20 protein-coding genes and 1 pseudogene are annotated in these 24,827 nt (G+C 60.7%); 8 read left to right on the top strand and 13 right to left on the bottom strand.

What is annotated here, in order from left to right; translation table 11 throughout:
* Positions 1 to 245 precede the first annotated feature (245 nt).
* From ACZ881_RS09075 to ACZ881_RS09045, 7 genes are all read right to left on the bottom strand, one after another.
* Complete coding sequence (locus ACZ881_RS09075) at positions 246 to 2,402, bottom strand: beta strand repeat-containing protein (RefSeq protein WP_476114446.1); 2,157 nt, start codon at positions 2,400 to 2,402, stop codon at positions 246 to 248.
* 98 nt (positions 2,403 to 2,500) lie between these two features.
* The gene (locus ACZ881_RS09070) at positions 2,501 to 3,583 is read right to left on the bottom strand and encodes a hypothetical protein (protein WP_476114443.1); all 1,083 of its coding nucleotides are present in this window, start codon (positions 3,581 to 3,583) and stop codon (positions 2,501 to 2,503) included.
* A gap of 113 nt (positions 3,584 to 3,696) precedes the next feature.
* Positions 3,697 to 4,569 carry an MBL fold metallo-hydrolase gene (locus tag ACZ881_RS09065; RefSeq protein WP_476114442.1) on the bottom strand — a complete coding sequence of 291 codons (873 nt, stop codon included), beginning with the start codon at positions 4,567 to 4,569 and terminating at the stop codon, positions 3,697 to 3,699.
* A 93-nt stretch (positions 4,570 to 4,662) separates the two neighbouring features.
* On the bottom strand, positions 4,663 to 6,219 hold the full coding sequence (locus tag ACZ881_RS09060; RefSeq protein ID WP_476114439.1) for a polysaccharide pyruvyl transferase family protein: 1,557 nt from the start codon (positions 6,217 to 6,219) through the stop codon (positions 4,663 to 4,665).
* 100 nt (positions 6,220 to 6,319) lie between these two features.
* Positions 6,320 to 8,128 (bottom strand): polymerase, encoded by a 1,809-nt coding sequence (locus ACZ881_RS09055; protein ID WP_476114437.1) that lies wholly within the window; start codon positions 8,126 to 8,128, stop codon positions 6,320 to 6,322.
* A 148-nt stretch (positions 8,129 to 8,276) separates the two neighbouring features.
* Complete coding sequence (locus ACZ881_RS09050) at positions 8,277 to 9,287, bottom strand: cation efflux transmembrane domain-containing protein (protein WP_476114436.1); 1,011 nt, start codon at positions 9,285 to 9,287, stop codon at positions 8,277 to 8,279.
* Positions 9,284 to 9,613: a transporter substrate-binding domain-containing protein gene (locus ACZ881_RS09045; RefSeq protein WP_476114434.1), complete on the bottom strand. Its 330-nt coding sequence runs from the start codon at positions 9,611 to 9,613 to the stop codon at positions 9,284 to 9,286. Before ACZ881_RS09045 ends, ACZ881_RS09050 begins: the two co-directional genes overlap by 4 nt.
* Before the next feature lie 380 nt (positions 9,614 to 9,993).
* Between ACZ881_RS09045 and ACZ881_RS09040 the strand changes: the two genes are divergently transcribed.
* Positions 9,994 to 12,564 carry an S-layer homology domain-containing protein gene (locus tag ACZ881_RS09040; protein WP_476114432.1) on the top strand — a complete coding sequence of 857 codons (2,571 nt, stop codon included), beginning with the start codon at positions 9,994 to 9,996 and terminating at the stop codon, positions 12,562 to 12,564.
* Between the two features lies 1 nt (position 12,565).
* Here ACZ881_RS09040 and ACZ881_RS09035 read toward each other — a convergent pair whose 3' ends face one another.
* Positions 12,566 to 12,874: a hypothetical protein gene (locus tag ACZ881_RS09035; protein WP_476114430.1), complete on the bottom strand. Its 309-nt coding sequence runs from the start codon at positions 12,872 to 12,874 to the stop codon at positions 12,566 to 12,568.
* A gap of 68 nt (positions 12,875 to 12,942) precedes the next feature.
* On the opposite strand from ACZ881_RS09035, the gene ACZ881_RS09030 reads away from it, so the two are divergent.
* On the top strand, positions 12,943 to 13,065 hold the full coding sequence (locus ACZ881_RS09030; protein WP_476114427.1) for a hypothetical protein: 123 nt from the start codon (positions 12,943 to 12,945) through the stop codon (positions 13,063 to 13,065).
* 83 nt (positions 13,066 to 13,148) lie between these two features.
* Complete coding sequence (locus ACZ881_RS09025; RefSeq protein WP_476114425.1) at positions 13,149 to 13,322, top strand: hypothetical protein; 174 nt, start codon at positions 13,149 to 13,151, stop codon at positions 13,320 to 13,322.
* A 253-nt stretch (positions 13,323 to 13,575) separates the two neighbouring features.
* On the opposite strand, the gene ACZ881_RS09020 is transcribed toward ACZ881_RS09025, so the two are convergent.
* From ACZ881_RS09020 to pdhA, 3 genes are read right to left on the bottom strand one after another with little or no spacing between them, the layout of a single operon-like run.
* Positions 13,576 to 15,075 (bottom strand): dihydrolipoamide acetyltransferase family protein, encoded by a 1,500-nt coding sequence (locus ACZ881_RS09020; protein ID WP_476114423.1) that lies wholly within the window; start codon positions 15,073 to 15,075, stop codon positions 13,576 to 13,578.
* Between the two features lie 2 nt (positions 15,076 to 15,077).
* Complete coding sequence (locus tag ACZ881_RS09015; RefSeq protein WP_476114419.1) at positions 15,078 to 16,178, bottom strand: alpha-ketoacid dehydrogenase subunit beta; 1,101 nt, start codon at positions 16,176 to 16,178, stop codon at positions 15,078 to 15,080.
* Positions 16,175 to 17,392: a pyruvate dehydrogenase (acetyl-transferring) E1 component subunit alpha gene (pdhA, locus tag ACZ881_RS09010; RefSeq protein ID WP_476114417.1), complete on the bottom strand. Its 1,218-nt coding sequence runs from the start codon at positions 17,390 to 17,392 to the stop codon at positions 16,175 to 16,177. The genes ACZ881_RS09015 and pdhA overlap by 4 nt, the downstream gene beginning before the upstream one ends.
* Positions 17,393 to 17,563: 171 nt before the next feature.
* Between pdhA and ACZ881_RS09005 the strand changes: the two genes are divergently transcribed.
* From ACZ881_RS09005 to ACZ881_RS08985, 5 genes are all read left to right on the top strand, one after another.
* Positions 17,564 to 18,028 carry an Lrp/AsnC family transcriptional regulator gene (locus tag ACZ881_RS09005; protein WP_055971413.1) on the top strand — a complete coding sequence of 155 codons (465 nt, stop codon included), beginning with the start codon at positions 17,564 to 17,566 and terminating at the stop codon, positions 18,026 to 18,028.
* Positions 18,025 to 18,573: a YdcF family protein gene (locus tag ACZ881_RS09000; RefSeq protein WP_476114414.1), complete on the top strand. Its 549-nt coding sequence runs from the start codon at positions 18,025 to 18,027 to the stop codon at positions 18,571 to 18,573. The genes ACZ881_RS09005 and ACZ881_RS09000 overlap by 4 nt, the downstream gene beginning before the upstream one ends.
* 478 nt (positions 18,574 to 19,051) lie before the next feature.
* Positions 19,052 to 20,560 (top strand): tyrosine-protein kinase domain-containing protein, encoded by a 1,509-nt coding sequence (locus ACZ881_RS08995; RefSeq protein ID WP_476114411.1) that lies wholly within the window; start codon positions 19,052 to 19,054, stop codon positions 20,558 to 20,560.
* 105 nt (positions 20,561 to 20,665) lie between these two features.
* On the top strand, positions 20,666 to 21,877 hold the full coding sequence (locus ACZ881_RS08990; RefSeq protein WP_476114409.1) for a lipopolysaccharide biosynthesis protein: 1,212 nt from the start codon (positions 20,666 to 20,668) through the stop codon (positions 21,875 to 21,877).
* Positions 21,878 to 21,892: 15 nt separating this feature from the next.
* Positions 21,893 to 22,942 (top strand): polysaccharide pyruvyl transferase family protein, encoded by a 1,050-nt coding sequence (locus ACZ881_RS08985; protein ID WP_476114406.1) that lies wholly within the window; start codon positions 21,893 to 21,895, stop codon positions 22,940 to 22,942.
* A 57-nt stretch (positions 22,943 to 22,999) separates the two neighbouring features.
* Here the strand turns inward: ACZ881_RS08985 and ACZ881_RS08980 are convergent.
* Together ACZ881_RS08980 and ACZ881_RS08975 are read right to left on the bottom strand one after the other, a co-directional pair.
* A pseudogene (locus tag ACZ881_RS08980) lies at positions 23,000 to 23,209 on the bottom strand (DapH/DapD/GlmU-related protein); the annotation flags it as partial.
* A 362-nt stretch (positions 23,210 to 23,571) separates the two neighbouring features.
* The gene (locus tag ACZ881_RS08975; protein ID WP_476114404.1) at positions 23,572 to 24,540 is read right to left on the bottom strand and encodes a glycosyltransferase family 4 protein; all 969 of its coding nucleotides are present in this window, start codon (positions 24,538 to 24,540) and stop codon (positions 23,572 to 23,574) included.
* Positions 24,541 to 24,827: the final 287 nt, after the last annotated feature.

Below are 24,827 nucleotides of genomic sequence, written 5' to 3'. Positions count from 1 at the left end.
TCGTTGGCGGGCCGAGGGGCCACATTACGTTTCGCACTCCCGGTCGGGGGCTGCTGCGCACCCGTTGCCGCTCGGCGCTCCCGTTCGTGGTCAGACCCGCACCACTTCACGCCAATCGCACCAGAGGTAACAGGGGCGATCGGCGGGTACGGGTGCGCACAAGTCCGCTGCTTGGTCGCAGTTGTTGCGGCTCCGGGAAGCCGGAGCCGCAACAACTACATGCGAAATGAGATTGCTTCCCTTGCTTAGCGGAGGTTAGCTACTGCCTTCCGGCGACCTGCTGCTGTGAGGACCAAGCCCATCAGGAGCATGGCGCTTGCCCAGAGAACCCAGGTTCCGTTCAGTCCCGTCTTGGCCAAGGTGTTGGCGCTTCCGACGGCGGTTGAGACTGCCGCAGTCACTGCACCTTGGGTGTTACCAGCGGCTACTACGGTGCCGGCACGGGTGCCGACAGCTGTGCTGGCTTGCGTGCCGACAGGTGTGCTGGCTTGTACTCCGACAGTCGTGCCGGTTGAGCCTGCAGCCGGGGTGTTGGTGCCGGTTTCTCCACCGGCGCTAGGGCTGCCACCGGCAGCAGGCGGGTTGACGGCAGGCGGGTTCACAACCGGAGGATTCACAACCGGCGGGTTCACAACCGGCGGGTTCACAACCGGAGGATTCACAACCGGCGGGTTCACGGTACCGGCCGAGCCGCCGCCGATGCCCACCGAGGTGGAACCAACGGTGACAGGAGCAGTGATCGGGATGACCAGCTGAGTGCCTGAGAGAAGTCCTCCGTTGCCGGAAGTGGTGCTGCCAGGCGTCGTACCCGTCGGAGCAGTTCCGCCGGTGGTACCGGTGTGCGTAGCAGAAGAGTCACCCAACACACCAGCCGACGTAGAACCAAGGTTCACCGGAGCAGTAATCGGAGCAACTACCTGAGTCCCCGAACCAACACCATTCGAACCCGACGTGGTGCTCCCGGACGACGTACCCGTCGGAGCAGTTCCGCCGGTGGTGCCGGTGTTCGTGGCCGAAGAGTCACCCAACAGACCAGCCGAGGTCGAACCAAGGTTCACCGGAGCAGTAATCGGAGCAACCACCTGAGTCCCCGAACCAACACCATTCGAACCCGACGTGGTGCTCCCGGACGACGTACCCGTCGGAGCAGTTCCAGCCGTGGTGCCGGTGTTCGTGGCCGAAGACTCACCCAGCAAACCAGCCGAGGTGGAACCAAGGTTCACCGGAGCAGTAATCGGAGCAACTACCTGAGTCCCCGAACCAACACCATCCGAACCCGACGTGGAAGCACCCGACGTAGCCGGAGCCGAAGATCCGGAAGAACCGGCGCCGGTGTTCGTCGCGGAGGAATCACCCAACACACCAGCCGAGGTAGAACCAAGATTCACCGGAGCAGTAATCGGAGCAACCACCTGAGTCCCCGAACCAACACCATCCGAACCCGACGTGGAAGCACCCGACGTAGCCGGAGCCGAAGTTCCGGCCGTGGTGCCGGTATTCGTGGCGGAGGAGTCACCCAACACACCAGCCGAGGTCGAACCAAGGTTCACCGGAGCCGTAATCGGAGCAACTACCTGAGTCCCCGAACCAACACCATCCGAACCCGACGTGGAAGCACCCGACGTAGCCGGAGCCGAAGTTCCGGACGAGCCCGAAGAACCCGATGTTCCGGCCGAAGTTCCGGACGTGGCAGCCGAGTCTCCGCCAACACCCACGGCAGTGGCTCCGATGTTAACAGGGACCGAAATCGGAGCCACTACCTGAGCGCCGGACGCGATACCCTCTCCCCCCGACGTGGTTGCCTGCACCGGTGTGTGGGCCGGAGCAGGAGCTGGTGCTGGTGCTGGTGCTGGTGCTGCCGAGGTGGCAGCTGAGTCGCCAAGTACACCGGCCGACGTCGACCCCACCGTGATGGGGATCGTCACCGGTGCCACAACCTGGGTTCCCGAAGCGATACCGTCGGAGCCGCTGGTGCTGGCCGCCGGCGTCGAACTTGCCGCTGAAGCAGGAGCGGCAGGTGTGGCTGAGCTCGCCTCAGTGGAGCCCCCCAGCAGACCCACTGACGACGAGCCCAGGTTTATGGGCACCGTTACCGGAGCAACTACTTGCGTTCCGGAGCCGATGCTGTTCGCGCCGTTGGTGCTGGCGGCCGGCGCTGTAGCGGACCCTGAACCTGCAGCAGGTGCCGACGCGGACGTCGTAGCTGCTGAATCCCCCAACAGTCCAAGTGATGTTCCGCCGAGGCTGACCGGCGCTGTTACTGGCGCTACCACCTGCGTTCCGGAAAGGAGTCCGTCCTTTCCGTTGGTGGTGTCCGCGGCGTTTGCCGCAGTAGCGCTGAGGACGATCATGCCCCCGGCAAAGCATGTGCCAATGAGGCACTTGCGTATGGTCGTGTTCATTTTGATTCTCTCCTGAAGGCCTTGTTCCCAAGGACGTCCGAGTGACGGATCGCCCGAATGACCGTCTGCCGCGAAGTGCTGCGCGGCCGGCTGGGGAACTAGTCAGGAGAGGAGCCGGGGTCGAAGCAGACCGGCTTTGGATGTTGTTCAGCATCGGCCGATTCCAGGCCGGGAAGAGCGTCTACGGGAATGATCAGTGCGTCGTGAAGGAAGGCGGCTGCCTGGCTGGGCGGACCGTTTTGGGAGTTGCCGGAACCGGCTCCCGTGAGGCCGGCGGGTGCGGTCGCAGGGTCCGTGGGCAACCTCGAGGGCGACGCGGGATCGGCGGCTGAGGAGGCGCCGCCGAGCACCGCGGTAATCCCTGTAGGACCAAAATTGCGGGTGGGTGTCAGCATCGCTGGAGCTTCAGCGACCACCCCTGAAGGGTTCACGTGGACGTCCAGTTTGCTGGGCTCAGGAAGCGTTGCGTCCGTTGAACTTACGACGCCGGTAGTCGCCAAAGCGCCAGCGTCCGCCGTAGCCGGGACATCTGAAACGGCGCTGCCTGGCGCACCCGGGATCCCGGCCACCGGCGAGGTCCCGGGGTCAACAACCGGCGGTGCCGTAACAGGCGGCACGACCAGGGGCGGGACGGTAACCGGCGGGACGATGGCGTCGACGGGTGCCAGAACGGTGTCCACCACGCCGACAATGGGTTCCACGATCGGGTTTACCGCGTCTGTAACGGGTTCCAAACGAGCGGGTTCCAGAACTTGATTTACCGGTGGAACAACAACGTTGACCGTGTGGTCCACGGTGTCAGTGGCCGGAACCACGACAGTGTTCACCACGGTTCCGGCGGTGTTCGGAGGAACCACTTGGTTGACTACCGGAACCTCGGCAACCACATGATCAACAGTGCCGACGACATGTTCCACGATGGGCGTCACCGCTGGCACGTGAACGTTGATCTGTTGGGTCGGAACCATTCCTTTGACGAGGTTCGGCAGAGGCACGTTCGGCACCGGAACACTGACGGAACTGGAGGACGCGACACTGCCCAGAAGGGTTTTGTCGGAAGTTCCAGTGTCTGCACTCGCGGCCGAAGCGGAGAGGGCCATCCAGATTGCGGTACCGGCGCCCGCGACCATGACAGAGCGGAGAATGCTGGTAGCACGCGGGAAAACGCGTGAACCCTTCATCTCGACACCCCCAGGTAGTCGCGAACCAATGGTCGCCTTCATCCTAGGACGGGACTAAGCCATTAGTCCATGGCTGAGAGTAAACAAGATGACAAATTTGTAAGGAACCTTGTTTAAGAAGGGTAGGAACCGGTTATACCGGGCCCAAAGTCCGGCGTACCTAATGACGAACGTCCTTGGGCATTGGTTTCCTGAAGCCGTTTGATAAACCAACGGGATTGTTCCGGACCGTAAGGCAGCACAGGAATGGCCTTGGTAGCGTCGGAAGGCATGTCGCGAATGGACTGTGTTGCCTGCCGGACTGCGGTGCTCATGGTGTCCGCCATGGTTTTCACGAACTCATCACTGACGGGCTTGCCGTGTCCCGGGACCAGGAACTCGTAGCGGTGGCGCAAGGCCGAGATGTGCCGCAGCGCGTCCGCCCACTCCTCCGGATAGGAGTCCTCGAACGACGGATGCGCGCCCTGTTCAACCAAGTCCCCCACATACAGCGTGGAGCTGGTGCCAACAAGAAGGTCGCCGTCGGTGTGCGCGCGGCCCAGGTAGAAGAGGGTCACGGTGATGCCGCCAAGGTCAACGAGGACAGGCTGGTCGTGGACCAGTGCGTTGGGGACAACGATGTCGACGGCGTCGCCCTCCCCCGCTGCCATCTCAGGTTCGTTGGTAACCACGAAGCGTCGCTGGTTGTCGGCGTCGCGTTCTATGGTCGCCGCACAGTTGGCGTGCGCCCAAAACTCCGTGACGCCGTCGTCGGCAAATACTGCGTTGCCGAAGAAGTGATCGTAGTGCGCGTGGGTGTTCACCACAACCAGCGGAAGCCGGGTCTTTTCGCGGACTGCAGCGAGGATCTCGCGGCCCTGGCGCGGACCGCAGCCGGTGTCGATGACCATGGCGAGCTCAGAGCCCACCACAAGTCCGGTGTTGAGTAACGATCCCTCGGTTTCCAAGACGTAGTTGTCCGGTCCGAGTTCTAGCCAAGCTGACAATTCGTGCTCCGTATCCACTGCAATCCGGCGATGTTCAGGCCTCTACTCTACCCACGGAACCCGTACGAACGCTGGAAGGCTGGCGGATGTTCCTTAGCGCCGGAGCAGCCTGAGCTTTCGGCCAGCACGCACCAACAAGGAGGACTTCAGAGACTGAAGCTCGTGTTGGAGTTGCTCGCGCTCTGAGTCCCTTGCTGCGAGCGCTTCAGTAAGTCCGTTCAGTTCGCCCCGCAGCCGGTCCCGCTCCGCTTCCATAGCGCCGAGGCTCCCCCGGGTGTCTTCCAGGACGTGGGTCAGTCCAAAGAGCTCTACCGACTGGTGGCCGATGTGCAGTTCATTGTTGGCCGTCAGCTTGGCCACGGACGGATGCTCACCGGATGCGAGTTCAAGGAACGCCGGTTCGGGGCTTGCAAGGACCGGCGCCTCTGGCCTGGCCCCCTTCAAAGTCTCGACGACGGCGTCCCACCAGGCGCGTTGGAACTCGCCTTGCGTCGGGCTGAGTTGCTTCAGGTAGGCACTGATGTCGTCGCGGCCGGCCCACAACTGATCCATGTACGTATCGAATTCCGGAGTGGCCAGGTGCCGCAGGGAACGCATGGTGTGGCCGAGGCCCCAGTTGGCCAGCGCGCCGCCGATACGGACCTCGCCGTAGTAATCCACGGCGATGCCCAGGCAAGGAACGCCCGCTGACAGTGCAAAGACAATCGGGTGGTACCGGCTCGCCACCACAAAGTCGGCCTGCGTTGTCAGCGACGCGGATTCCTCAGCGGACAGCTGGCCGCAGACCACCACGTTCTCCGTGTGCATCCGTTGCCGGATGTCCTGGTGGGTTTCGATGTCGATGTCCACCTCGCCCGGGTGGGACATGTGGGGGATCATCACAACGTCCAGGTTCCCGGCGTCGGCGATTCTGTCCAGCACCTCAGCGATGCGCTGGTTGAAAGCGTCCCTGTCCATGGCACCGGTACCGGGCGCGAACGTGGCTACCAGGAATGGTCGGCCAGGTTGGGGTTTGTAGGTGGTTTGGTCCGATTCGATACCCGCTGCAGGGGCGTGGTCGACCTCAAGGAAGCTCGCGTCGTCGAGCGTCAAGCCTGCGGGGACGTCCGCGTTCCGCATCAGCTCCCAGGAGGTCTGCTCGCGGACGCTAGTGAGCGTCGCTGAGCGGAAAAGCTCGACCACTGTGTCGTAATCGGGTCCCGTGAGGACGGGTCCAACTGTCTGTCCGGAAATAACCAGCGGCTTACCCAAGGCATTGGCAATGGCTCCAACGGCCGCCCGCTCGTAGAGCAGCCAGCCGTAGGGCGAAGTCATGTTCCCGCCGCCGGCGATCACCACGCCGTCACAGGTCTTTATGGTGTCGATGAGCGCATGGACCTGATCCTCAGCGGGGAGGGCCGTCATGTCGCCAGCGAGGATGGCACGGATTTCCCGGAGGTACGTCTCGCGCCTGTGCGGAGGCCACGGGAATTCCAGTGTCTTCACCGAGGAAGTGCCGAAAATTCGGGTGCTCTGCTCCGGATCCCGGGACAGCAGGACAATGTCAGAAACTCCCCTGGCGCGCAGTTCGTCCACCACGGCATGGGTCATAGCTTCGTCGCCCACGTGATAAACGGGCTGACCAATATCTCCAAGAACTACGACTCGCACGGCACTCCGGTGGTTGGACGCAAAAGGGAGCTTTCAGCGTACCGGGTTTGTTGTCACGGACCGTTAGCAACGCTATTGTCCGGTTACTCCAATTTAGGCTCTAGCGAACGAGGGCCAGCCGTTCCTCTACTTCAGCGGCTTTGTCGGGCTGGCCCGACACGATGTACAGCTCCGAGAGGATGTTCAGCGCCCGCTCCGGCTTGGGGGTCAGCGCAGCAGCACGTTCAATATCTGCAATGGCACCCTCCATGTCCTGGCCGCTGGCTTTCGCGAGTCCCCGCAGAAGGTGGGGCTCCGACGTCCACGGCGAACGGTCGATCTGCGTGTCCAGCGTCTTCCGCGCGGCTGGAACGTCGCCGGTCCCCAGTTGTCCGATGGCAAGTGCAGTAAGTGCCTCCATGGAGGACGGGTTACGCTCGACGGCGGCCCTCGCCCAGGTGGTAGCGGCTGCTGCCGCTGTTGTATCGCCAGTGACGGCGCGGACAGCGAACGCTTGTGCGGCAAGAAGGTCGATGTCTTGGTCCCAGGGCCGTAGGGTCTTTGCCTGTTCGAACTCCTTAGTCGCTTTTGGAATATCACCTCCGGCGGCCAGGTCAGTACCGGACTTCATGGACAGTTCTGCGGTTGCCGCAACGCCAGCGACGATAGCGCCCACCAGGGCGAGTCCAACTGCTGATAGGCGAGCCGAGTCAAGAGCTTTACCCGGCCGACTCTTTGCGGGTCCCTCCGGCACGGGAGCATTTCCAAGAGTGGCACCAGCCAGGACACAGACCAAGCCGATTGTTCCAGGTGAGGTGAAGTGGGTCATGAGTGCGAATCCGTAGCCGCATATGGCCACCAGCGCACCGATCAGAAACAGTTTGTGCTCGTTCAATGGTGCGGTGCGGATACGCCTGAATCCGATCACGATGACCATACACACAGCCGCAGCTACGGGAAGAAGGAACAACAATCCTCCTGCGCTGACCAGTTGGAGAAGGACCATGTGCGGGCTGTCCGCCGGGAACTCAGTGCCCACATTCTTGGCGAAGGCATCGGATAGGTGAGAAGGCAATGCGTCCACGAATTGCCCTGCTCCGAGTCCCAGGAACGCGTTGCTGGACAGGGTTTGAAGGGATGCCTCCCAGAGGTATACGCGACCCGTAACGGTTTCCATGCTGAACAAACGTTCCGCAACGGACGGGATGGACCATGACAAAACTGCTGCCACGCCCATGAATCCTGCGAAGGCAGCGATCGCGTGGACGGGCCTTCCCGACTTGAACAGCTGAAATGCCTTGAATCCGAAGAGCAGAATTCCACAAATAACCACAATGAGGATGCAGGCACGGGAACCGGAAGTGACAGTTACTACCCCTGCCGCAGCCGCTCCTATTTGTGCCAATTTATTCTTTGACCATAACGCCGTGGGCAGAAGCAGCAGGCAAGCGACCAGACCCGCCAAGCCCAGATCTGTGGCATTACCCAACGTCGCCCCGGGTCGCGTGTCGTCGGCACCACCAAGGGGTCGGAGACCAGCCGCCTCGGCCGCTGCAATGGGCGCCAGAATGAGCATGCTGAAGCACAGTCCATGGACCAGATACTGCCTGCTTTTTGCAGCGGAGGAACCGCCCAATACACGCGCTCCTACCACCAACAAGCCCACGTATAAGAGCAGGACAGGCAGGCCCTCATACCGCGGCCACCGTCCAACAAATGCAGCCAACAGATCCTCGGAACTCAATGCCGCAATGACATATGTCCCCACTATGGCTGCCAAAATCAGCACAGCCGGACGTCCGAGTCTTGACGTTGCCGGGTCCAGGAGACCCAGGCACAAAGCGAGCAACAGAATGGCAAGTTTCGGCAGAACGAACCTATGGAGGCCGCCCGGCAGCATGATCAAGGGTGTCGCGACCAATAAAGTCACACTCAGAAGCGCCATTCGGTGACAACCGAAAGTCGGCTCCCAAATGCGGCGTAATGATTGCACTATTTTCCCCCATGATCGACAGACCCGCCGTATAAGAAATAGCACGGGCCTGACTCTCCGGCGCACCGGCCTTGTACAAGAAGGTTCAGTGCTCTCCTGAAAGGCCGGGCAGGAATTCTGCGGGCAGGGTGGAAACGGGAACCAGGACCATGTCCTTCGCCTTCCAGTCCAGATCAATACATGCTCGGCGGGCTGATTCCAGCTGATTCAGGGTGGGCATGTCCCCTGACGGCACAACGAACGTTTCGATGTGAAAGACATGTCCTTCGTCCCTGATCCGGGATTTTGCTGTTTCTATCCAGTCAAGTCCACTGAGGTAGCCGTCAATTTCCTTGCCCAAGGGGTGAGGTTTGGCGTCGTCGTACGTTCTGGCGCGCTTGTCCATGAGGGCAGTGATGGCTGCCTTAGTGTTGCGTATGCCGTCGTGAAGAATGCTCGCGGAGATGATCAGCGCGGCGACTGCGTCCGCCCACCACCAACCGATACCGATGCCCGCAACGCCTGCAGCAGCGGCGACGGCGGTCTGCCAGTCTGCTTTGTTCATGTCGGCGTCCGCATAGAGGACCTTGTCGTGCAAGGTCTTCGCCAGTTTCATCTTCTTGTGGCCCAAGTACACCGGCGGGCCTGCGGTCAGGAGCATCGCAATGATCATGACCCAGCCGAGCCAAATCGTCTGGCCGAAGAAGTCGAACCCACCGATTGTGGGGTGTTCCGCCGTCAGAAGGCTGATGCCGGAGTCGACAATCAAGTACGCGCCCATGACGGACAACGCCACAGCCGCTACGACGTGTGCAACGCCAACGGCACGGTGGTAACCGTAAGGATGCTCCTCGGTGGGGCGCTTGCGGATCACGCGGGCGGCAATCAGGAAAGACAGAGGCGGGAGGAACGACAGGACGTCTTCGAGCCACGCAGCCTTCATAGCTTGTGAGTTTCCCAGCAGGAGGTAGATCATGGCGGTCGAAACTGCCAGGAAGGCCACGGTGATCCACTCGAAGCGGATCGCTTTGCGTAGCGCTTGGTGCTGCTCCTCAGGCAGTTCGGTATGGCCGAAACGTGAGCTAGCGCTGCTGGGCCGGCTTTGGGTGGCTTTCACTTGGTGCCCTCCGACTCTTTGAGGAACGTATCCAGTGTTAAGAGGAAGCCGTTCTCTCCTTTGGCGACCAGCATTACGTGTTTGTGCTTTTTCCCTGTGTCGTCCACGGATTCGGCGTAGGGCTGCGTCAGCGCTGTGTGCTTTTCCCATGGCGTGTCTTCACGCAAGCCACCGATCATGAGGTCAAGTTCGCCGTGCTCTACGCGTTCGGCCAGGATATGTTCGGTTCCCGTGCTCCACTCCACCCTGGCATCCAGTTGCGCCGCTAACCTCCGCACCAGTTCAGCTTCGGTCCCGGTGGGCTCCCCGGAAGGTGGGAGCTTCACCCAGTCGCCGTTGGGACTAGCGCCTACTCTGAGCACACCACCGCTAACCCGGTCGAGTGTGCCCTGAGGGTCAGCCGGGACGCTGACGCCGCAGCCCGTTAGCAAAATGACAGCCGCCGCCAGAATGGCCACTCTCAATCGCCGGTACATGTCTCCGCAACCTCCTACTGGGTCTTGCCACCACTATAGACAGGTTACTTATTATTTGGACGTGCGTTTGGTGCTTTCTGTAGCTTCAGCCCCTACCGGAGCGCCACCCCGCCGCCATATTGAGCAATGTCCGCGACTTTTGGGGGCTTTCTGTTGCTTCGCCTGTGAGGGATGTCGTCTAGTTGGTTTTCTGAGTGTTTTCTGGGTGTCGCCGGTGTGTGGGGGTTGCGGTGTTTCGTCGTGGTGTGGCGTGGTTGGTTGCTGTGGTGTTGGTGGTGGTGGCGCCGGGGTTGTTGGTGTTGCCGGCGGCGGTGGCTGCGGATCCGGTGGTGGAGAACGTAGTGACGTTCTCTGATGTGCCTGAGTCCTCGCAGTTTGCTACGGAGATTTCGTGGTTGGCGGCGTCGGGTATTTCCACGGGTTGGGATGTCGGCGGGGTGCGGCAGTACCGTCCGTTGGAGTCCATTGCCCGGGATGCGATGGCAGCGTTCCTGTACCGTCATGCCGGGTCACCGGCATTCACCGCCCCCGCGGAATCACCGTTCACGGATGTTCCGGCCGGGGCTGCGTTCTATAAGGAGATCACCTGGCTGGCCTCTGAGGGCATCTCCACGGGCTGGGACGTCGGCAATGGGAAACGGGAGTACCGGCCGTTGTCCCCGATCGCCCGTGATGCGATGGCCGCGTTCTTGTACCGGTACGCGGACAAGCCAGCGTTCACGGCCCCGCCGGTGTCGCCGTTCGTGGATGTGCCGGCTGGTGGCGGGTTCTATGCGGAGATCACGTGGTTGGCGGCGTCGGGGATTTCCACGGGCTGGGATGTGGGTAACGGGGTGCGGGAGTACCGGCCGTTGAACGGGATCGCCCGTGATGCGATGGCTGCGTTCCTGTACCGGTACGCGGGCCAGAAAGCACCTGCTGACCCGGGGAACCCTGCGGCGGGGACGGTCACGGTGGCCCCCGACGTCGAGGTCCTTGAACCATCCCAACTCGAAACAGCGCTGGTGAGCGCGGACACTGTGGTTCTTCCATCGGATCAGGCGTTGGAGATCAAACCCAACGACGTGCTGGTCTCCGGTGTCACCACCGGAACCCCGGACGGGTTGCTGGTCCGGGTCGTCCAGGTAGTGCGGGACCCGGGCGGGAACACCCTGGTCAAGACCAAACCCGCCACCCTCCCCGAAGCCGTGGTCTCCACCGGCGGGCTGCTCGAGGTGAGCGGCACCCCGGTGAGGTCAGAGTTCATCCCGGAACCCGACGTCGTGGTTGAACCCGACGCGGCCCCGACCGCAACAAAGCTGGACATGGCTCAACCGTTCGCGGAAGCCTCGGCGGATGTGTTCAACAAGTCGATGACGTTCAAGAAGACAGTCAAGGGTGAGTTCGACAAACCCGACGCACCCTTGACCGGTAATGGCTCGGTGACTTTGAAGTCGTCGGTGACGGCGAAGGCCACGGCGAAGATGACTTTGGACGTCGGCTTCCTGCAGTTGAAGGAAGCCTCGGTTGTGGTGACGCCGTCGGTGAAGGCCGAGCATACCGTCACGGCCGAGGGGTCGTTGAAGGGCCAGGTGACGTCAAAGCTTGGTGAGCTCAATGCCTGGTTCACGTTCTGGGTTGGGCCGGTCCCCGTGGCAGTGACCGCCGATGCGGAGATGAATGCGAACTTCGCCCTGGACGGGGATGCGCAGGTGGTTTTCTCCTCGTCGCAGACTGTTTCCAGCGGTCACGGTTTCAAATACAAAAACGGCTCGTTCAACTTGGTCAATGACAAGCCCTCCACTGCCGGGATCCAGAATCAATACAAGGCATCGGCGTCTCTAACCGTGCGGGCGTCCCTGGATTTTGATGCCACGATCAAGCTTTACGGCGTCGCTGGGATCACGTTCGGAATGGGACCGTACGCGACCACCACCATCACCGTCACCGCGGCCAGCGGGCAGGACCTCAGTTGGACCTGCCCCTTGGAGCTGGGCGTCGACGGACGGCTCGGCGTGACTGCGGGCATCGAGATCATGGGCTTCGACTTGGGCGAGTGGGAAGCAACAGTAACCAAGTCATGGCCGCTGTTCACCGCAAACCCCTGCCAAGGCACCACTGTCATCCAGCCCCCACCGACAAACCCCACGCCGACGCCGACGCCCACATCGACGCCGACTAACCCACCCGGTCCGGGCATAACGCTTCCGCAAGTGCCGGTTCGCGTCGGACAGAGCGGACAAGCAGTTTTGGTCGAGGATGGCGGCGATGTCGCCTCGGTCCAATGGATCTCAAGCCCGCTGCCCAACACAGTACTGTCTGCCGGCCAGCCCACAATCCCGGCGACCCTGACGTGGTCGCCGAAAACCGTCGAGACTGTCCAATTCTCGATTCGGGTTACGTATAACGACGGAGGCACAAAGGATGTGTCGGGGTCCCTGCGCGCTTACGCGGTGCCAGCTCCGTCGCTTGCTGTGGCGAATCTCCAGTCCACCTACGTAGCCACATCCGACCGGGGAACCCCCTACTCCGTTGTTAGCTTCGAGATCACCAAAACTACGGCGTCCAACACAACACCTTTGAAGACCCTTACGGACAAAGAGGATCTAGCGAGCGACTTCTATGAGTACACAGGCGGCGATACGAACGCCAACAACGTTCTGGACATCGGTGAGAAGTGGCAGTATCGGGCCTTCTACCTGGACTGGAGGGCCACGGAGCCGGGCAGTAGCAGGACAAGGACAATCCTGGTCCGCGCCAACGACACCACAGGCGCGGAATCATGGATCGACGCCGAAGTCGCCTACACAATGACGCGCTAGTTCAGCTCGAGCTTGGGAAAAACAGCGTCCGTCCACGGCGCAGGGCTCTCGCTAACTGATCAACAGCGTGGGCCGATTCGGCCGTTCCCACGTCAGAAAAGGATCCGTTTCCGCCGTACAACGAGAGTGCATCGGCCGCAGCCGAGCGGAGGGTATGAGCGTCCGTGACGTCAAGGAACTGCTTGTCGAGCCAGTCGGCGGCTCGCTGGCGCTGCGCATTGTGCTCGAGTTGCGCGACTGACCGCACTTCGGCGATTGCGGAAGTGATCTCATCAAGGACGGCATCTACGGTTCGTTGGTGGTTCCCCATGGCACCAGCCTAGGGAGGTATCCCAAGGGAAAAGCGCTCGGCACAACCTTCCGAATAGGATTCGTGTGATGTTCAGCCAAGACAAGAAGTTCCGCAGGCCTGACGGAACCCTCTATGACCCCAGCAGCTTCAACGTGCGCCAGTACCAGGAGCAGTACGGCCCGGCGGCGTCCCGGAGGGGTACTCCATAGGCGCCATCACGCCAGTCCAGAGCCCTGGACTCATCACGGCTCTGGCGGTCTTCCTCACGCTCGTATCGGTCGGCATGCTTGCGGTGAGTTTCCTCGTAACAGCGTCCGGCGGTGAGCTTAAGGTGATCCTGCTCGGGTTCGCGGTGGGCATCGGCGGGCTGGTGATGTCCGTGTACGCGTTCCGGCTCGCAGTAAAACGACGGCGCTGGTTGCGGGAGCAGGGCGCCCAAGCCGCGCAAACGCAGGTGCCCAAGTAAGCAGGACCAAGCGATACAGCAGAGACCACAGCCCCAAGGGTCGTGGTCTCTGCTGTATCGCTCAAGGGCTGGGATGTGCGCGAGCGTTACGCCCAGACCCTAGGGATGTGAGCGAGCGACCCACCCAAACCCTCGGGACATGAGCGAGCGTCCGGTTCAAGCCCTCGGGACGTGAGCGAGCGTTCCGCCCAGACCCGAGGGACGTGAGAGAGCGTTCGGCCCAACCCCGAGGGATGTGAGCGAGCGACGGGGGTTACATGTCTGCGAGCGCGCCGCCTGGGTTCTCGATTGCGTCGGCGACGTATCTGAGGAAGCCGGCTGCGGTTTCGCCGTCGCACACTCGGTGGTCGAAGGCGAGGGTCAGCTCGGTGACCTTGCGGACGGCCAGCTCACCGTTGACCACCCAGGGCTTGTCGATGATGCGGCCCACGCCGAGCATCGCAACCTCCGGGTAGTTGATGATCGCGGCCGAGCCGTCCACACCGAACACACCGTAGTTGTTCAGCGTGAAAGTGCCGGAGCCGAGTTCGGCGGGGGTCGCCTTTCCGTCACGGGCGACGGCGGTGAGTCGGCGGATCTCTGCGTCCAGTTCGCGGGCACTCAGTTCATGCGCGTTCCGGACGGACGGGACTACGAGTCCGCGGTCGGTCTGGGCAGCGAAGCCGAGGTTGATGCCGTCGAAACCAACGATTTCCTGCGAGCCATCCGAAGCAGTCTCAAAGCGCGTGTTCAGGGCAGGGTACTTTTTTAACCCAGCCGTGACAAAACGGGCGATGAAGGCCAGCAGCCCGGGGGTATCGTGCGGTGCGCGCTTCTTGAGCTCGGCCCGCATTTCCAGCAGCGCCGTTGCATCGACGTCCACCCAAACGGTGGCTTCCGGAATCTCCGAGCGGCTGCGGGTCATGTTCGCAGCCACAGCCTTGCGGACCCCACGGACAGGCGTCCGCGCCGAGACGGCCAAACCAGTCCGGCTGTCAACGGAACCAGTATTAGCAGAAGCGGGAGCAGCAACACCAGCGGCGGCCGGAGCAGCAACACCAGGAACTGAAGAAGCAGCAGGTGCCTCTGGCGCAGAAATAGCCGCCTCCACATCCCTGCGCATGATCAACCCGCTGGCACCCGAGCCCTCAATCGCGTCGAGGGAGACACCGTGGTCGCGAGCCATCTTGCGGACCAGCGGCGAGATGACAGCACTGAGCTTGCCGGGGATGCGCGTCCCAGCCACAGCCGGTTCCATCGCCGGCTCAGCAACGGCAACCGGAGCAGAAACAGAATCAGCAGAACCACTCGCCTTCCGCGGGCGGGTCCGGCCACCGGTCGCTCCCCCGGGCGTACCGTAGCCAATTAGCACGTTGCCCGAGCCGGCCTTCTCCTCGGTCCGGTACGTCTCAGCAGCAGCTTCCACGGCCGGCGAAGCGTCAAGACCCGAGGACACCGGCGAAGGATCCACAGACCCAGCCGGGACAGGAGCCGGAGCAGCGGCAGCGGGCGAACCAGTAGAAGAACCAGCGCGAGCGATCGAGATCAGCGGCTTGCCGACGTCGAGCGTTTGGCCGGCTTCACCGTGCAGTTCGGCAACGGTGCCGGCGTAAGGCGAGGGCACCTCAACCATGGACTTGGCGGTCTCAACCTCGGCGATGGGCTGGTCAACCACAATCTCGTCGCCCACGGCAACGAGCCAGTTCACCAGTTCGGCCTCGGTGAGGCCCTCCCCCAGGTCGGGCAGTTTGAAGACCTGCATATCTGAGCTCATGGTCAGTCCTCCCATTGAAGGTCGTCGACGGCGTCGAGGATGCGGTCGACGCTTGGCAGGTAGTAGTGCTCCAGCTTGGGAGACGGGAACGGGACGTCGAAGCCGGTCACGCGGAGGATCGGCGCGGCGAGGTAGTGGAACGCGCGTTCCTGGACGCGGGCCACGATCTCGGAGGACACGGACGCGAATCCGTGGGCTTCGGCGATCACGACGGCGCGTCCCGTCTTGCGTACGGACGCGCAGACGGTTTCGTCGTCGAAGGGGACGAGGGTGCGGACGTCGATGACTTCCAGGGAGCGGCCCTCTTCGGCGGCGGCTGCGGCAGCCGCAAGCGCGGTGGGGACGGACGGGCCGTAGGCGATGAGCGTCGCGTCTGTGCCGGGACGGGCGACGGCAGCGCGGCCCTCGGTGGAGGTGCCGGCGTCGTGCTCTGCTCGCAGCGCGCCCAAGTCCACCTGGTCCTTGGACCAGTAGAGCTTCTTGGGTTCCATGAACATGACGGGGTCATCGGAGTCGATGGCTTCGCGGAGCATGCGGTAGCCGTCGGCCACGGTGGCCGGGGTGTAGACCTTGAGGCCTGCGGTGTGGGCGTAGTAGGACTCGGAGGAGTCGCAGTGGTGTTCTACTCCCCCGATGCCGCCGGCGTAAGGGACACGAATGACCATGGGCATTTTGAGTTTGCCCTTGGTGCGGTTGTGCATTTTGGCTACGTGGCTGACGATCTGTTCGAAGGCCGGGTAGGCGAAGGCGTCGAACTGCATTTCGATGACGGGTCGCATGCCGTTGATGGCCATGCCCACGGCCATGCCGACGATGCCGGATTCGGCGAGCGGGGTGTCGAAGCAGCGCTGTTCGCCGAATTCGGCCATGAGGCCGTCGGTGATGCGGAAGACGCCGCCCAGCATGCCCACGTCCTCGCCGAAGACCAGGACGGAGGGGTCGGCGCGCATGGCGTCGGCCATGGCGGTGTTGAGCGCCTTGGCCATGGTGAGGCTCTGCGGGCCGGTGGCTTCGGCAGTGGCCGCGGCGGAAGCGGCGGCGCTGGCGGTGGCTGCGCTGACGTTGGCTGTGGTGGTGCCGTTGGCAGTAGTGGTGACGGTCATTTTGCGCTCTCCGATCCGGTGTTGTCGGCGCTTTCGGCGCGGGCGAGTTCGCTGGCCAGCAGTTCGGACTGCTCTTTCAGCTGCGGGGTTTGCTTGGCGAAGACGTATTTGAAGAGGTCCAGCGGCTGCACCGGAACGTCCTCCCCCAGGCCTTCGCGGAGCTGAGTGGCCACGGCCTCGGCATGCGAAGCGATGCGCTCCGAAGCGGAATCGTCCAGCAGGCCCTTGTCCGTGAGGTACGACTTCATGCGTGCCAGCGGATCCTTGGCCTGCCATTCGGCAACTTCGCTGTCCGGGCGGTAGCGGGTGGCGTCGTCGGCGTTGGTGTGTGCCTGCATGCGGTAGGTGTGGGCCTCGATGAGCAGCGGCCCGGATCCTTCGCGGGCCAGCTTCACAGCGCGGTCCATCACGGCGAGCAGCGCGACGAGGTCGTTGCCGTCGACGCGCTCGCCGGCCATGCCGTAGCCAACAGCCTTGTGGGCGAGCGACGGCGCCACGGACTGGTGGCTGAGCGGTACGGAGATGGCGTACTTGTTGTTTTGCACGAAGAAGATGACGGGCAGGTGGAAGACGGCGGCGAAGTTCAGTGCCTCGTGGAAGTCGCCTTCGCTGGTGGCGCCGTCGCCGCACATGGCCATCACTACGGTGTTTTCACCGCGTAGCTTGGCAGCGTGGGCAACGCCGACGGCGTGGAGCAGCTGGGTGGTCAGCGGGGTGCACTGGATGCCGACGTTGTGCTCTTTGGGGTCGTATCCGCCGTGCCAGTCGCCGCGGAAGATGGTCATCACCTCAACGGGGTCCACCCCGCGGGTCATGACGGCGACGGCGTCACGGTAGGTGGGGAACAGCCAGTCACCTTCGCTGAGGCACATGGCAGCTGCAACCTGGCAGGCTTCCTGGCCGTGGCTTGAGGGGTAGACGGCCATGCGGCCCTGCCGGACGAGCGCCGAGTTCTGGTCGTTGACGCGACGTCCGACGACGAGCTGCTCGTAAGCGGCCATCAGTTCAGCGTCGCTGGGGGTGGGGTACTCGTGGCCGGGTTCGGTGCCTTGCTCGTCATGGGAACGGAGGGTGCCGTCCGGGTTCACCATTTGGATCTGGTGCCGGGCGGGGAGCATGTAGTCCTCAACGCTGATGCCGAATTTTGTCCGAACGTCAGCAGCTTGGTCCTCTACAGCCGTTTCCGGCGCAGAGTGGTCTGCGTGGATCGTCATTGGTCCGTCCTTCTCTAGCCACTATGTGCTTCCAGTATGTTCCCCGGCTCTGTTTCGTATCCAGCTTTCCGCCGAATCATGGAAGCCATTGCCTAAACTGGTTATTCTGAAAGACGAATTGCAATTGTGAGCTGGGTAACGTGCCCGTGCTGTGGACGAATTGGAGAGCCAGTGAGCGAGGCCGAGGCGGAGCAGACCGCCGTACCGCTGGACAGCGTGGACCGGGACATCATCCGCGAGCTGACCACCGATGGGCGCATGTCCATCACGCAGGTGGCGGAGAACGTCCACATCAGCCGCGCCCACGCGTACACCCGGATCGCCCGGCTCACGGGCGAGGGCGTGCTGACCAAGTTCACGGCGCTGGTGGATCCCATCAAAGCGGGCCTTCGGTCATCGGCTTATGTGACATTGAAGGTTCAGCAGCACTCGTGGCGCGAACTCAAGGAACAGCTGCGGGCCATCCCGGAAATCCATCACATCGCTTTGGTGGGCGGCGACTTCGACGTCATCCTCCTGGTCCGCGCAACAGACAACATCCATCTCCGCCGCGTCATCTTCGATCAGCTGCAGTCCATGGAGGGCATCCTGGACACCCAAACCTTCCTGGTGTTCGAGGACGTAGATACCAGGTGACGTTCAAAAGAAAGCTCGCCTGGACGCTGGCGGCATGCGTCCTGGCAGGTGTCCTGTGGCTGATTGCAGCTTTCCAGCTCTTCCACAACCCTCCCCATGCCACGCCCCAGCGGACCGATGCGATTGTGGTCCTCGGCGGCATGAGCAACGAACGGCTCCCGGTGGGCCTCGCGTTGCGAGACCAGTTAGGTATCCAGGATTTGGTAGTTGTCACCACCGGCTTGCCGGCAAACGCCGGTTCGGATGAGTTTTGTGAAGAGCACGACGGCGTCACTCACCTGGACTGCTTCCGTCCGGATCCGCTCAACACCAGAGGCGAGGCCGCGCGACTCCGCGATCTTGCAGCGGAGCGGGGCTGGAAGTCAGTGACTGTGGTTACCTCTGACTATCACGTCCAACGGGCCGGCACCCTGATGAAGCAGTGCATCGCTGCCGACGTTTACATGGTCGGTACAGAGCCGCAACTCTCCCCCGCTGGCTGGGCGTGGCGATTCGTGGTGGAAACGGGCGGGCTGTTCGATGTGTGGTTGCGGCCTGAGTGCTGAGTGTTGTACGGAATAGTGTCGGGCTAACGGCGGACCGCGCGATTGAGGCCATTTGGGAGTTGCTGAGTGTGGGCGTGGACGACGTTGTAACGGAGCGTGTTGGCTGGGCCAGCCGCGATGTGACGCTACGGATAGACGTTCCCCCGACGACAGCAAAGAAGATATTTGCCAAGTTACGAGGCCCAGTACGATCCTCGCAGACAAATATTGGTCGCTCAGTACGGTTCTCGAAGGTTGAATTGTAGAGTTTGATCACGGTCAGAGATCTCAAGGCATGAACGCCATGGGAGTCATACGCTGTTCGGACAGCCTTCACGCCGCCCAACATACGAACCCGTCATTTTGTGTCATGTGCTGAACGAAGATGAAACATTCGTGACACCGACGACCGCTACAATGATCAGGACTCGTACGCTGGATGTGGCCGGGAAGCGCCTGCTGACTAAAGCACGACCGCAAAAACAAGGGGACCCAGACTTTGGAAATTCGTGACTACTTGAGCGTTCTTAGGCGCAACTGGATTCTGATAACGGCGCTGACGCTCTTGGGGCTACTTTGTGCGGGCATAGCAACTGTGCTTATCAAGCCCACTTACACGTCTGAGACGCAGCTTTTTGTTGCCATTCAGAACTCGGGGTCTGTGCAGGAACTGCAGCAAGGAAACACGTTCAGCCAGGCGCGCGTGCAGTCATACGTTAAAACCGCAACAACACCTGTGGTTCTTCAACCAGCTATTGACAGTCTTGGCTTGGATGAAACCCCGGTCCAGTTGGCATCAAGAATCAAAGCGACCACAGACCTCAACACTGTTCTCATCAACATCTCGGTGACGGACCAATCGCCCGTTCAGTCGGCAGCAATTGCTCAGGCTGTAGGTGACAGTCTCATCCGGACCGTCGAGAATCTGGAAAAACCCTCCACTGACGGTGTTTCACCGATCCGGCTGTCCATCGTCACGCCCGCTGTGGCACCAGCCCAGCCCTCCGCGCCTAATGTCCGCGTGAACTTGGCCGTTGGCCTACTTCTCGGTCTTGCTGTGGGCCTCGGAACCGCCCTTCTGAGGTCGACCTTGGATAGCAGAATCCGCGGTGAAGCTGACCTGCGTCGAGTCACTAACGCCCCTGTTCTTGGTGGAATTTCCTATGATCCTCAGGCGGCTAAGACACCGCTTTTGACGCAATCCGCGACGCAATCTCACCGCTCAGAGTCCTTTAGGCAGCTCCGCACGAATCTCCAGTTCGCCAACGTCGGTGGCAAAACGAAAACAATCCTCGTCACGTCCTCGGTGCCCGGAGAGGGCAAGAGTACTACCGCTACCAACTTGGCCATTTCTTTGGCGCAGGCTGGCAAGACCATTTGCATTATTGACGCTGACCTCCGGCGACCGATGATCAACACATATCTCGGCCTGGACAGAAACGCAGGGCTAACAACTGCCTTGGTCGCTGAGGCCGATGTAGCGGATCTCTTGCAGCCTTGGGGCGACGAAAATCTCTACGTGCTCACGTCCGGCCAGATCCCTCCCAACCCGAGCGAACTTCTCGGCTCGGAGGAAATGCAGCAGCTCCTTCTGCGGCTCGGGCAGTCATTTGACACAATAATTATCGATGCGCCGCCACTTCTACCTGTCACGGACGCTGCAGTGCTTTCACAGTTTGTTGATGGTGTTGTCATGGTCGTCGGGGCACAAAAACTGACCCATCATGTCCTTCAGAAGTCCCTTCAATCATTGGAGATGGTAGGGGCTAGATTGTTGGGGGTCGTCCTCAACCGTTTGCCCACTAAGGGCCCAGACGCATACGCGTACAGTTACACGACCTATGACGCGACGGAGATCCGAGAATCCAACCGGACTGCTCGCAACAATCGGCGCAAAGCTTCAGCAGGTGCGCCTGAGGCACAAAGTTCAGCAGGGCGCAGACTCATCGGCGGCGGCGAACCGGAAGACGCCGACATCTATGCGCGCACAAGCCACCGTCCTGAATAGCGCAGGCCATCCGCGGCCGGTTATTTCAGGCAGGGCAAGAGGCTTGTCCGGGAGCCGCGTGATGCCCCGCAGAATTACCTTCGATGACATACCGGCCGGTGGCCAGTGACCAGACGAAAAATAGCAGGACAATTCTTATGGGTGTCTGCGGGCCGGGTACTTGGAGCGCTTTTACAGACCGTTACATTCGTCCTCGTTGCCCGTAACGCTGGACCTGTGGAATTTGGACTTCTTGGAGCTGCCTTCGGCATTGCTACCGTAATCCAAACAGGCTTTGATTTTGGACTTTCTACATTGATCGTCCGAGAACGAGCTTCCGAAAAGCACAATTCCATCGTCACGGATGCCCTGAAACTGGCCGATGTAAACGCCCTCTATCTGTCGGCTGCTGCTGCGGTGCTCCTCCTTGGCGCTGGGCTCTTTTTGAACCCAGTATTTTTCATGATGCTGCCCCTCGCTGTCTGGGTTGGCGCTGAGCGCCAGGCGGACACATGGCTGGGGGTCCCTTTGGCGGACGGCGACGCGAAGGTCAATACAGTCAATCTTGTACTTCGTAGAACGGCTGCTCTTGGCCTTTACGCAGCAATGGTTGCCCTCAACGTCCCAGCCATCCTTGCGTTTTCTGTGTCGCTCGCAATGGCTTCCCTAGCGTCGTCCGTTGCCGTCAGGCGTTACGTGGCGGGCTTAATTATGGTTCGTAGGATCGAGCATGGCCGCCAACATATTCTTTCGATTGCTCGCCCATACTGGATCAACTCCTTAGGAACTCAGGCCAGAAATTTGGATTCAGCGATAGTCTCTGCAGTGGCCGGCCCTTTTCAAGCGGGGCTCTATGGCGTGGCCAGTAGGACGACCGGGCCGATGCGGATTCTATCCACGTCCTTGGCTACAGTCATCCTGCCTGCTGCGGCTAAGGCAACTCCACGAGGGATTCGTCGTTTGGTCGCACTTACCCTTGGAGTGTGCCTGTGTTTAGGCATTCTCTACTCGGGGATCATAGTTTTTACCCCGTGGCTTGTCGTTACGTTCCTGGGTGACGCTTATAGTGGTGCAGTAGTACCCATACAACTAGCAATCGGTGGACTCGTATTTGCGGCCGCCGCATCCCTCTTCGGATCAATCCTTCAAGGTGTCGGAAAACAGAAGTTTGTCGCAAAAACGGCAGTCGGCACGACCGTTGTGTGCCTTTTGGGCGCATCAGTGGGTTCAGTTCAGTTTGGTGCTATCGGGGCAGCTACAGGCCTTGCCGCATCGTTCACATTTCAGGCCCTAATCCTTGCGATCGGCATACTCGCCTGGTTCAGAAAGCGCGCCTAACTTCCTGAGGAAAAGATGACAAAGACACTACACATCAGCATTGCAGCACAGTCGGATAATTTGGGTGACGTCGAAATCCGACGTCAACTTATCGACCAGTTCTTGCAGCGCGGATACGATCTGGTTGTGTTCGCTGGAAGCATGCCCAAGACGTACATAGATGCATTCCATTTGCCGCCTGGCGCTAAGGTCATCTCGAATCCCATGGCGTTCCAGATAGCGGTAATGCGCAATGCTCTTCTAGGACGGGCTAGCTTGGCCTATGCACCTGGACCACACATCCTAACGGACTCTCCAAAGTCACTGGCCAAGGCTGCTGCGGTTCTCGGTCTTTGCGCGTTTGTACGGATTCGCGGTGGCTCGCTCAGCGTGATCGGACGTTCGCTTCGAGGTTCCGGACGTGTTTCAGTTGCGCTTGAGCGGGCATTGAGTGCCATGGCTACCAGTTACGCGATGCGCGATACCGCTTCCGCGCCTGTACTCGGACGTTCCGCTGACGTCATGCCGGATATGGCCTTCCTTCGCAATGCATCCCTAGATAACGACACTGTTGCTGCAGAACGGGATATCGTTGCTCTGTCATTCCGAAGCGATCGTGACGTCAACCTTGACGGCTTAGCTTCCTTAGTCAGCGAGAGCCATGCGCGCGGTCTGAAGCCCGTCCTAATTACCCAGGTACGCCGCGACGACAAACGCCATGCGGACCTAAGCGAGCTTCTGGGCATAGAGGCCGTTCTCTGGGAAAACAGGACGCACATCGAGCAAGAAGAAGTGATCGAGCATTATTACTCTCGTTCCCATGCGGTAGTAAGCAACCGCCTGCACTCCCTGCTGTTCGGAGTGGCCCACCAAGCCTTCCCAGTTGCACTCCACGAAGAGAAACAGAACAAGATACCCACGACTTTGAAGCCTTGGGTTGACTTCGACAGCTTGGTCTTGGAGGACCCTGACTTCGGGTTCCTAGGCCGAACCGAAGATGACCGCAAAGACTTGGGCAACTCGGCGAAAGCTGCTGGCACTGTCCTCGGAAATTACATATCTTCCAAAGTTCCGGACTATTCGTGAGCGAGGGCGAACGGCGAACCAATAGTCGCCGTTCGCTTCCTCACGAACTTTGTCGCATCATGCTCGGGAAATTGCCGCGCTGTGCTGCTTCTCATCAAGTCCGTTCGTAAAACGGTCACCGACTTTTCTGGCAGGATTGCCCACGACTATGGAATACGGCGCTACGTCCTTAGTGACAACTGAGCCAGCTCCAACCACGGCCCCCTCCCCAATAGTCACACCGCCAAGGATGATAGCCGACGCGCCAACCCAGACGTCGTTCCCGATATCAACACGGTCCCTGGGTTCTTGGGCCCGGTCTCCAACCCATGTCGCATGGATCATGGGCACTCCGACTTCATCAATTGCATGATCGTTGCGTCCGATGATTTGCACGTGCATGCCGATCATGACAAAGTCGCCGAACTTGCCGTCAACTTGAATTACTGATCTCGGCCCGATCGCAACATCCGCTCCTATCTCCAACCGGTGCGGAGGCGACACAATGGCGCCCCGACCGACTCTGAAGTTGTCACCGTGGGTTACATTTCCACGAGTGGCAAGTAATGTCAGCAGACGGCGGGCGGCTCGAGTCAGCGGACGTGGAATAGCAGACCTAGTCGATCGTGTCATATTGAGGCATAGTCCGTTCAGTCAGGAAGGGATTGGGGTAAGCCTTGGAGCGCTGTACGGAGTCCGTCAGCCATCGCCTCAGCGGAATATCGTTTCTTCGTGAATTCGCTAATGGACGCATTGGGAAGTTGCTCACGTTTGTGCCACGCTTCACAGATCGATTCCGCCAAGGCCTCGGCAGAATCTGATTCAAACCAAGTCACGCCACCAGAGTCGGCCAACTCGATTTCAGGGGAATGGTTTTCGTCCCTTGCCACAATCATGGGCACACCAAAGCCAAGGCTTTGGGTCAAACCCAGGCCAGCAAAGCCAGTCGATGTCGTTGCTATCGCAGTACTGTAATGAGACTTCAGAGCTTCCGGTTCATCTATCCAGCCAGCAAAGTTGACTTTTTCTTCTATTCCTAGCTGATTGACCAGATCCTTTAACTTCGCCTGCTCACTGCCACCCCCTACGAGGGTGAGGCGGAGCTCAGGAAGGGAAGCGGCAGCTATAGCGAAACCACGCACCAAGAGATCAACTTTCTTGGCCGGCTCAAAGCGTCCGACATAAAGCACAGAGTTGCGCTGAAGACCTGGTGTCTCAGGTGGCACCATCAAGTCGAGCGGGTACAGAGAGTTAGGGGCAACCCAGACGGGCTCCGTTGGCAGGTCGGCCAATGCCTTTGCCCTATCCCTGTAGGTATACGAAATTGTTCCGTCAGCGAGCCGCCTCATCGCTAGTCGCAGGGGTGCAGTCTTGGCGTCCGAGCCCGCCTGAGGATGGATATGCCCCCAAACCAAGGTGCGCTTACCACGCAGTACCTTTCGCACCACAAGGAGCCACCATGATGAGAGACTCCTGGGGTTAAGATCCAGCACCAGATTCGGAGTCCCCACTACATTTTGGACGCCCCCCTGAATGAAGAACTTCTTACGCAACAAGCGAGCCATGGGGACTCTGCGATACAGCTCTGGTGAGATTCCAGTTTTTACTGTTTCGTCCAAGTGACTCTCGGAGACGAGTATTTTCAAGTCGTCACCCAACGAACCTATAAGGCTGTCTATGCAAGCCTGACGATACTTCGGAAGCACGGCCAAGAAGAGGGCATATTGACTAGGAGATGTTTGAGACTTCAAGGTCGGTCACTTTTCGTTGCGAAGCGGTGGTCCAGAACCTGAGGACGGTTCGGGCTTCCGTAGATGGCATTGGGAGGTACGACGGTCTTCGCCGGGACCACTGTATTGGGGGTAACTACGGACGAGGCACCCAGAGTCGAGCCTCCCAGAACCAT

The organism is Paenarthrobacter sp. TE3676 (assembly GCF_056279165.1).
The sequence above is the reverse complement of the archived record's forward strand: the minus strand, read 5'-3'. Positions and strand labels throughout refer to the sequence as shown.

Bases quoted from the DNA above. Each gene is read 5' to 3' on its own strand.
- ACZ881_RS09030 (WP_476114427.1), top strand. From the start codon at position 12,943: ATGTTCAGCCAAGACAAGAAGTTCCGCAGGCCTGACGGAACCCTCTAT.
- ACZ881_RS09035 (WP_476114430.1), bottom strand. From the start codon at position 12,874: ATGGGGAACCACCAACGAACCGTAGATGCCGTCCTTGATGAGATCACT.
- ACZ881_RS09075 (WP_476114446.1), bottom strand. From the start codon at position 2,402: ATGAACACGACCATACGCAAGTGCCTCATTGGCACATGCTTTGCCGGG.
- ACZ881_RS08985 (WP_476114406.1), top strand. From the start codon at position 21,893: ATGACAAAGACACTACACATCAGCATTGCAGCACAGTCGGATAATTTG.
- pdhA (WP_476114417.1), bottom strand. From the start codon at position 17,392: ATGACGATCCACGCAGACCACTCTGCGCCGGAAACGGCTGTAGAGGAC.
- ACZ881_RS09015 (WP_476114419.1), bottom strand. From the start codon at position 16,178: ATGACCGTCACCACTACTGCCAACGGCACCACCACAGCCAACGTCAGC.
- ACZ881_RS09070 (WP_476114443.1), bottom strand. From the start codon at position 3,583: ATGAAGGGTTCACGCGTTTTCCCGCGTGCTACCAGCATTCTCCGCTCT.
- ACZ881_RS09020 (WP_476114423.1), bottom strand. From the start codon at position 15,075: ATGAGCTCAGATATGCAGGTCTTCAAACTGCCCGACCTGGGGGAGGGC.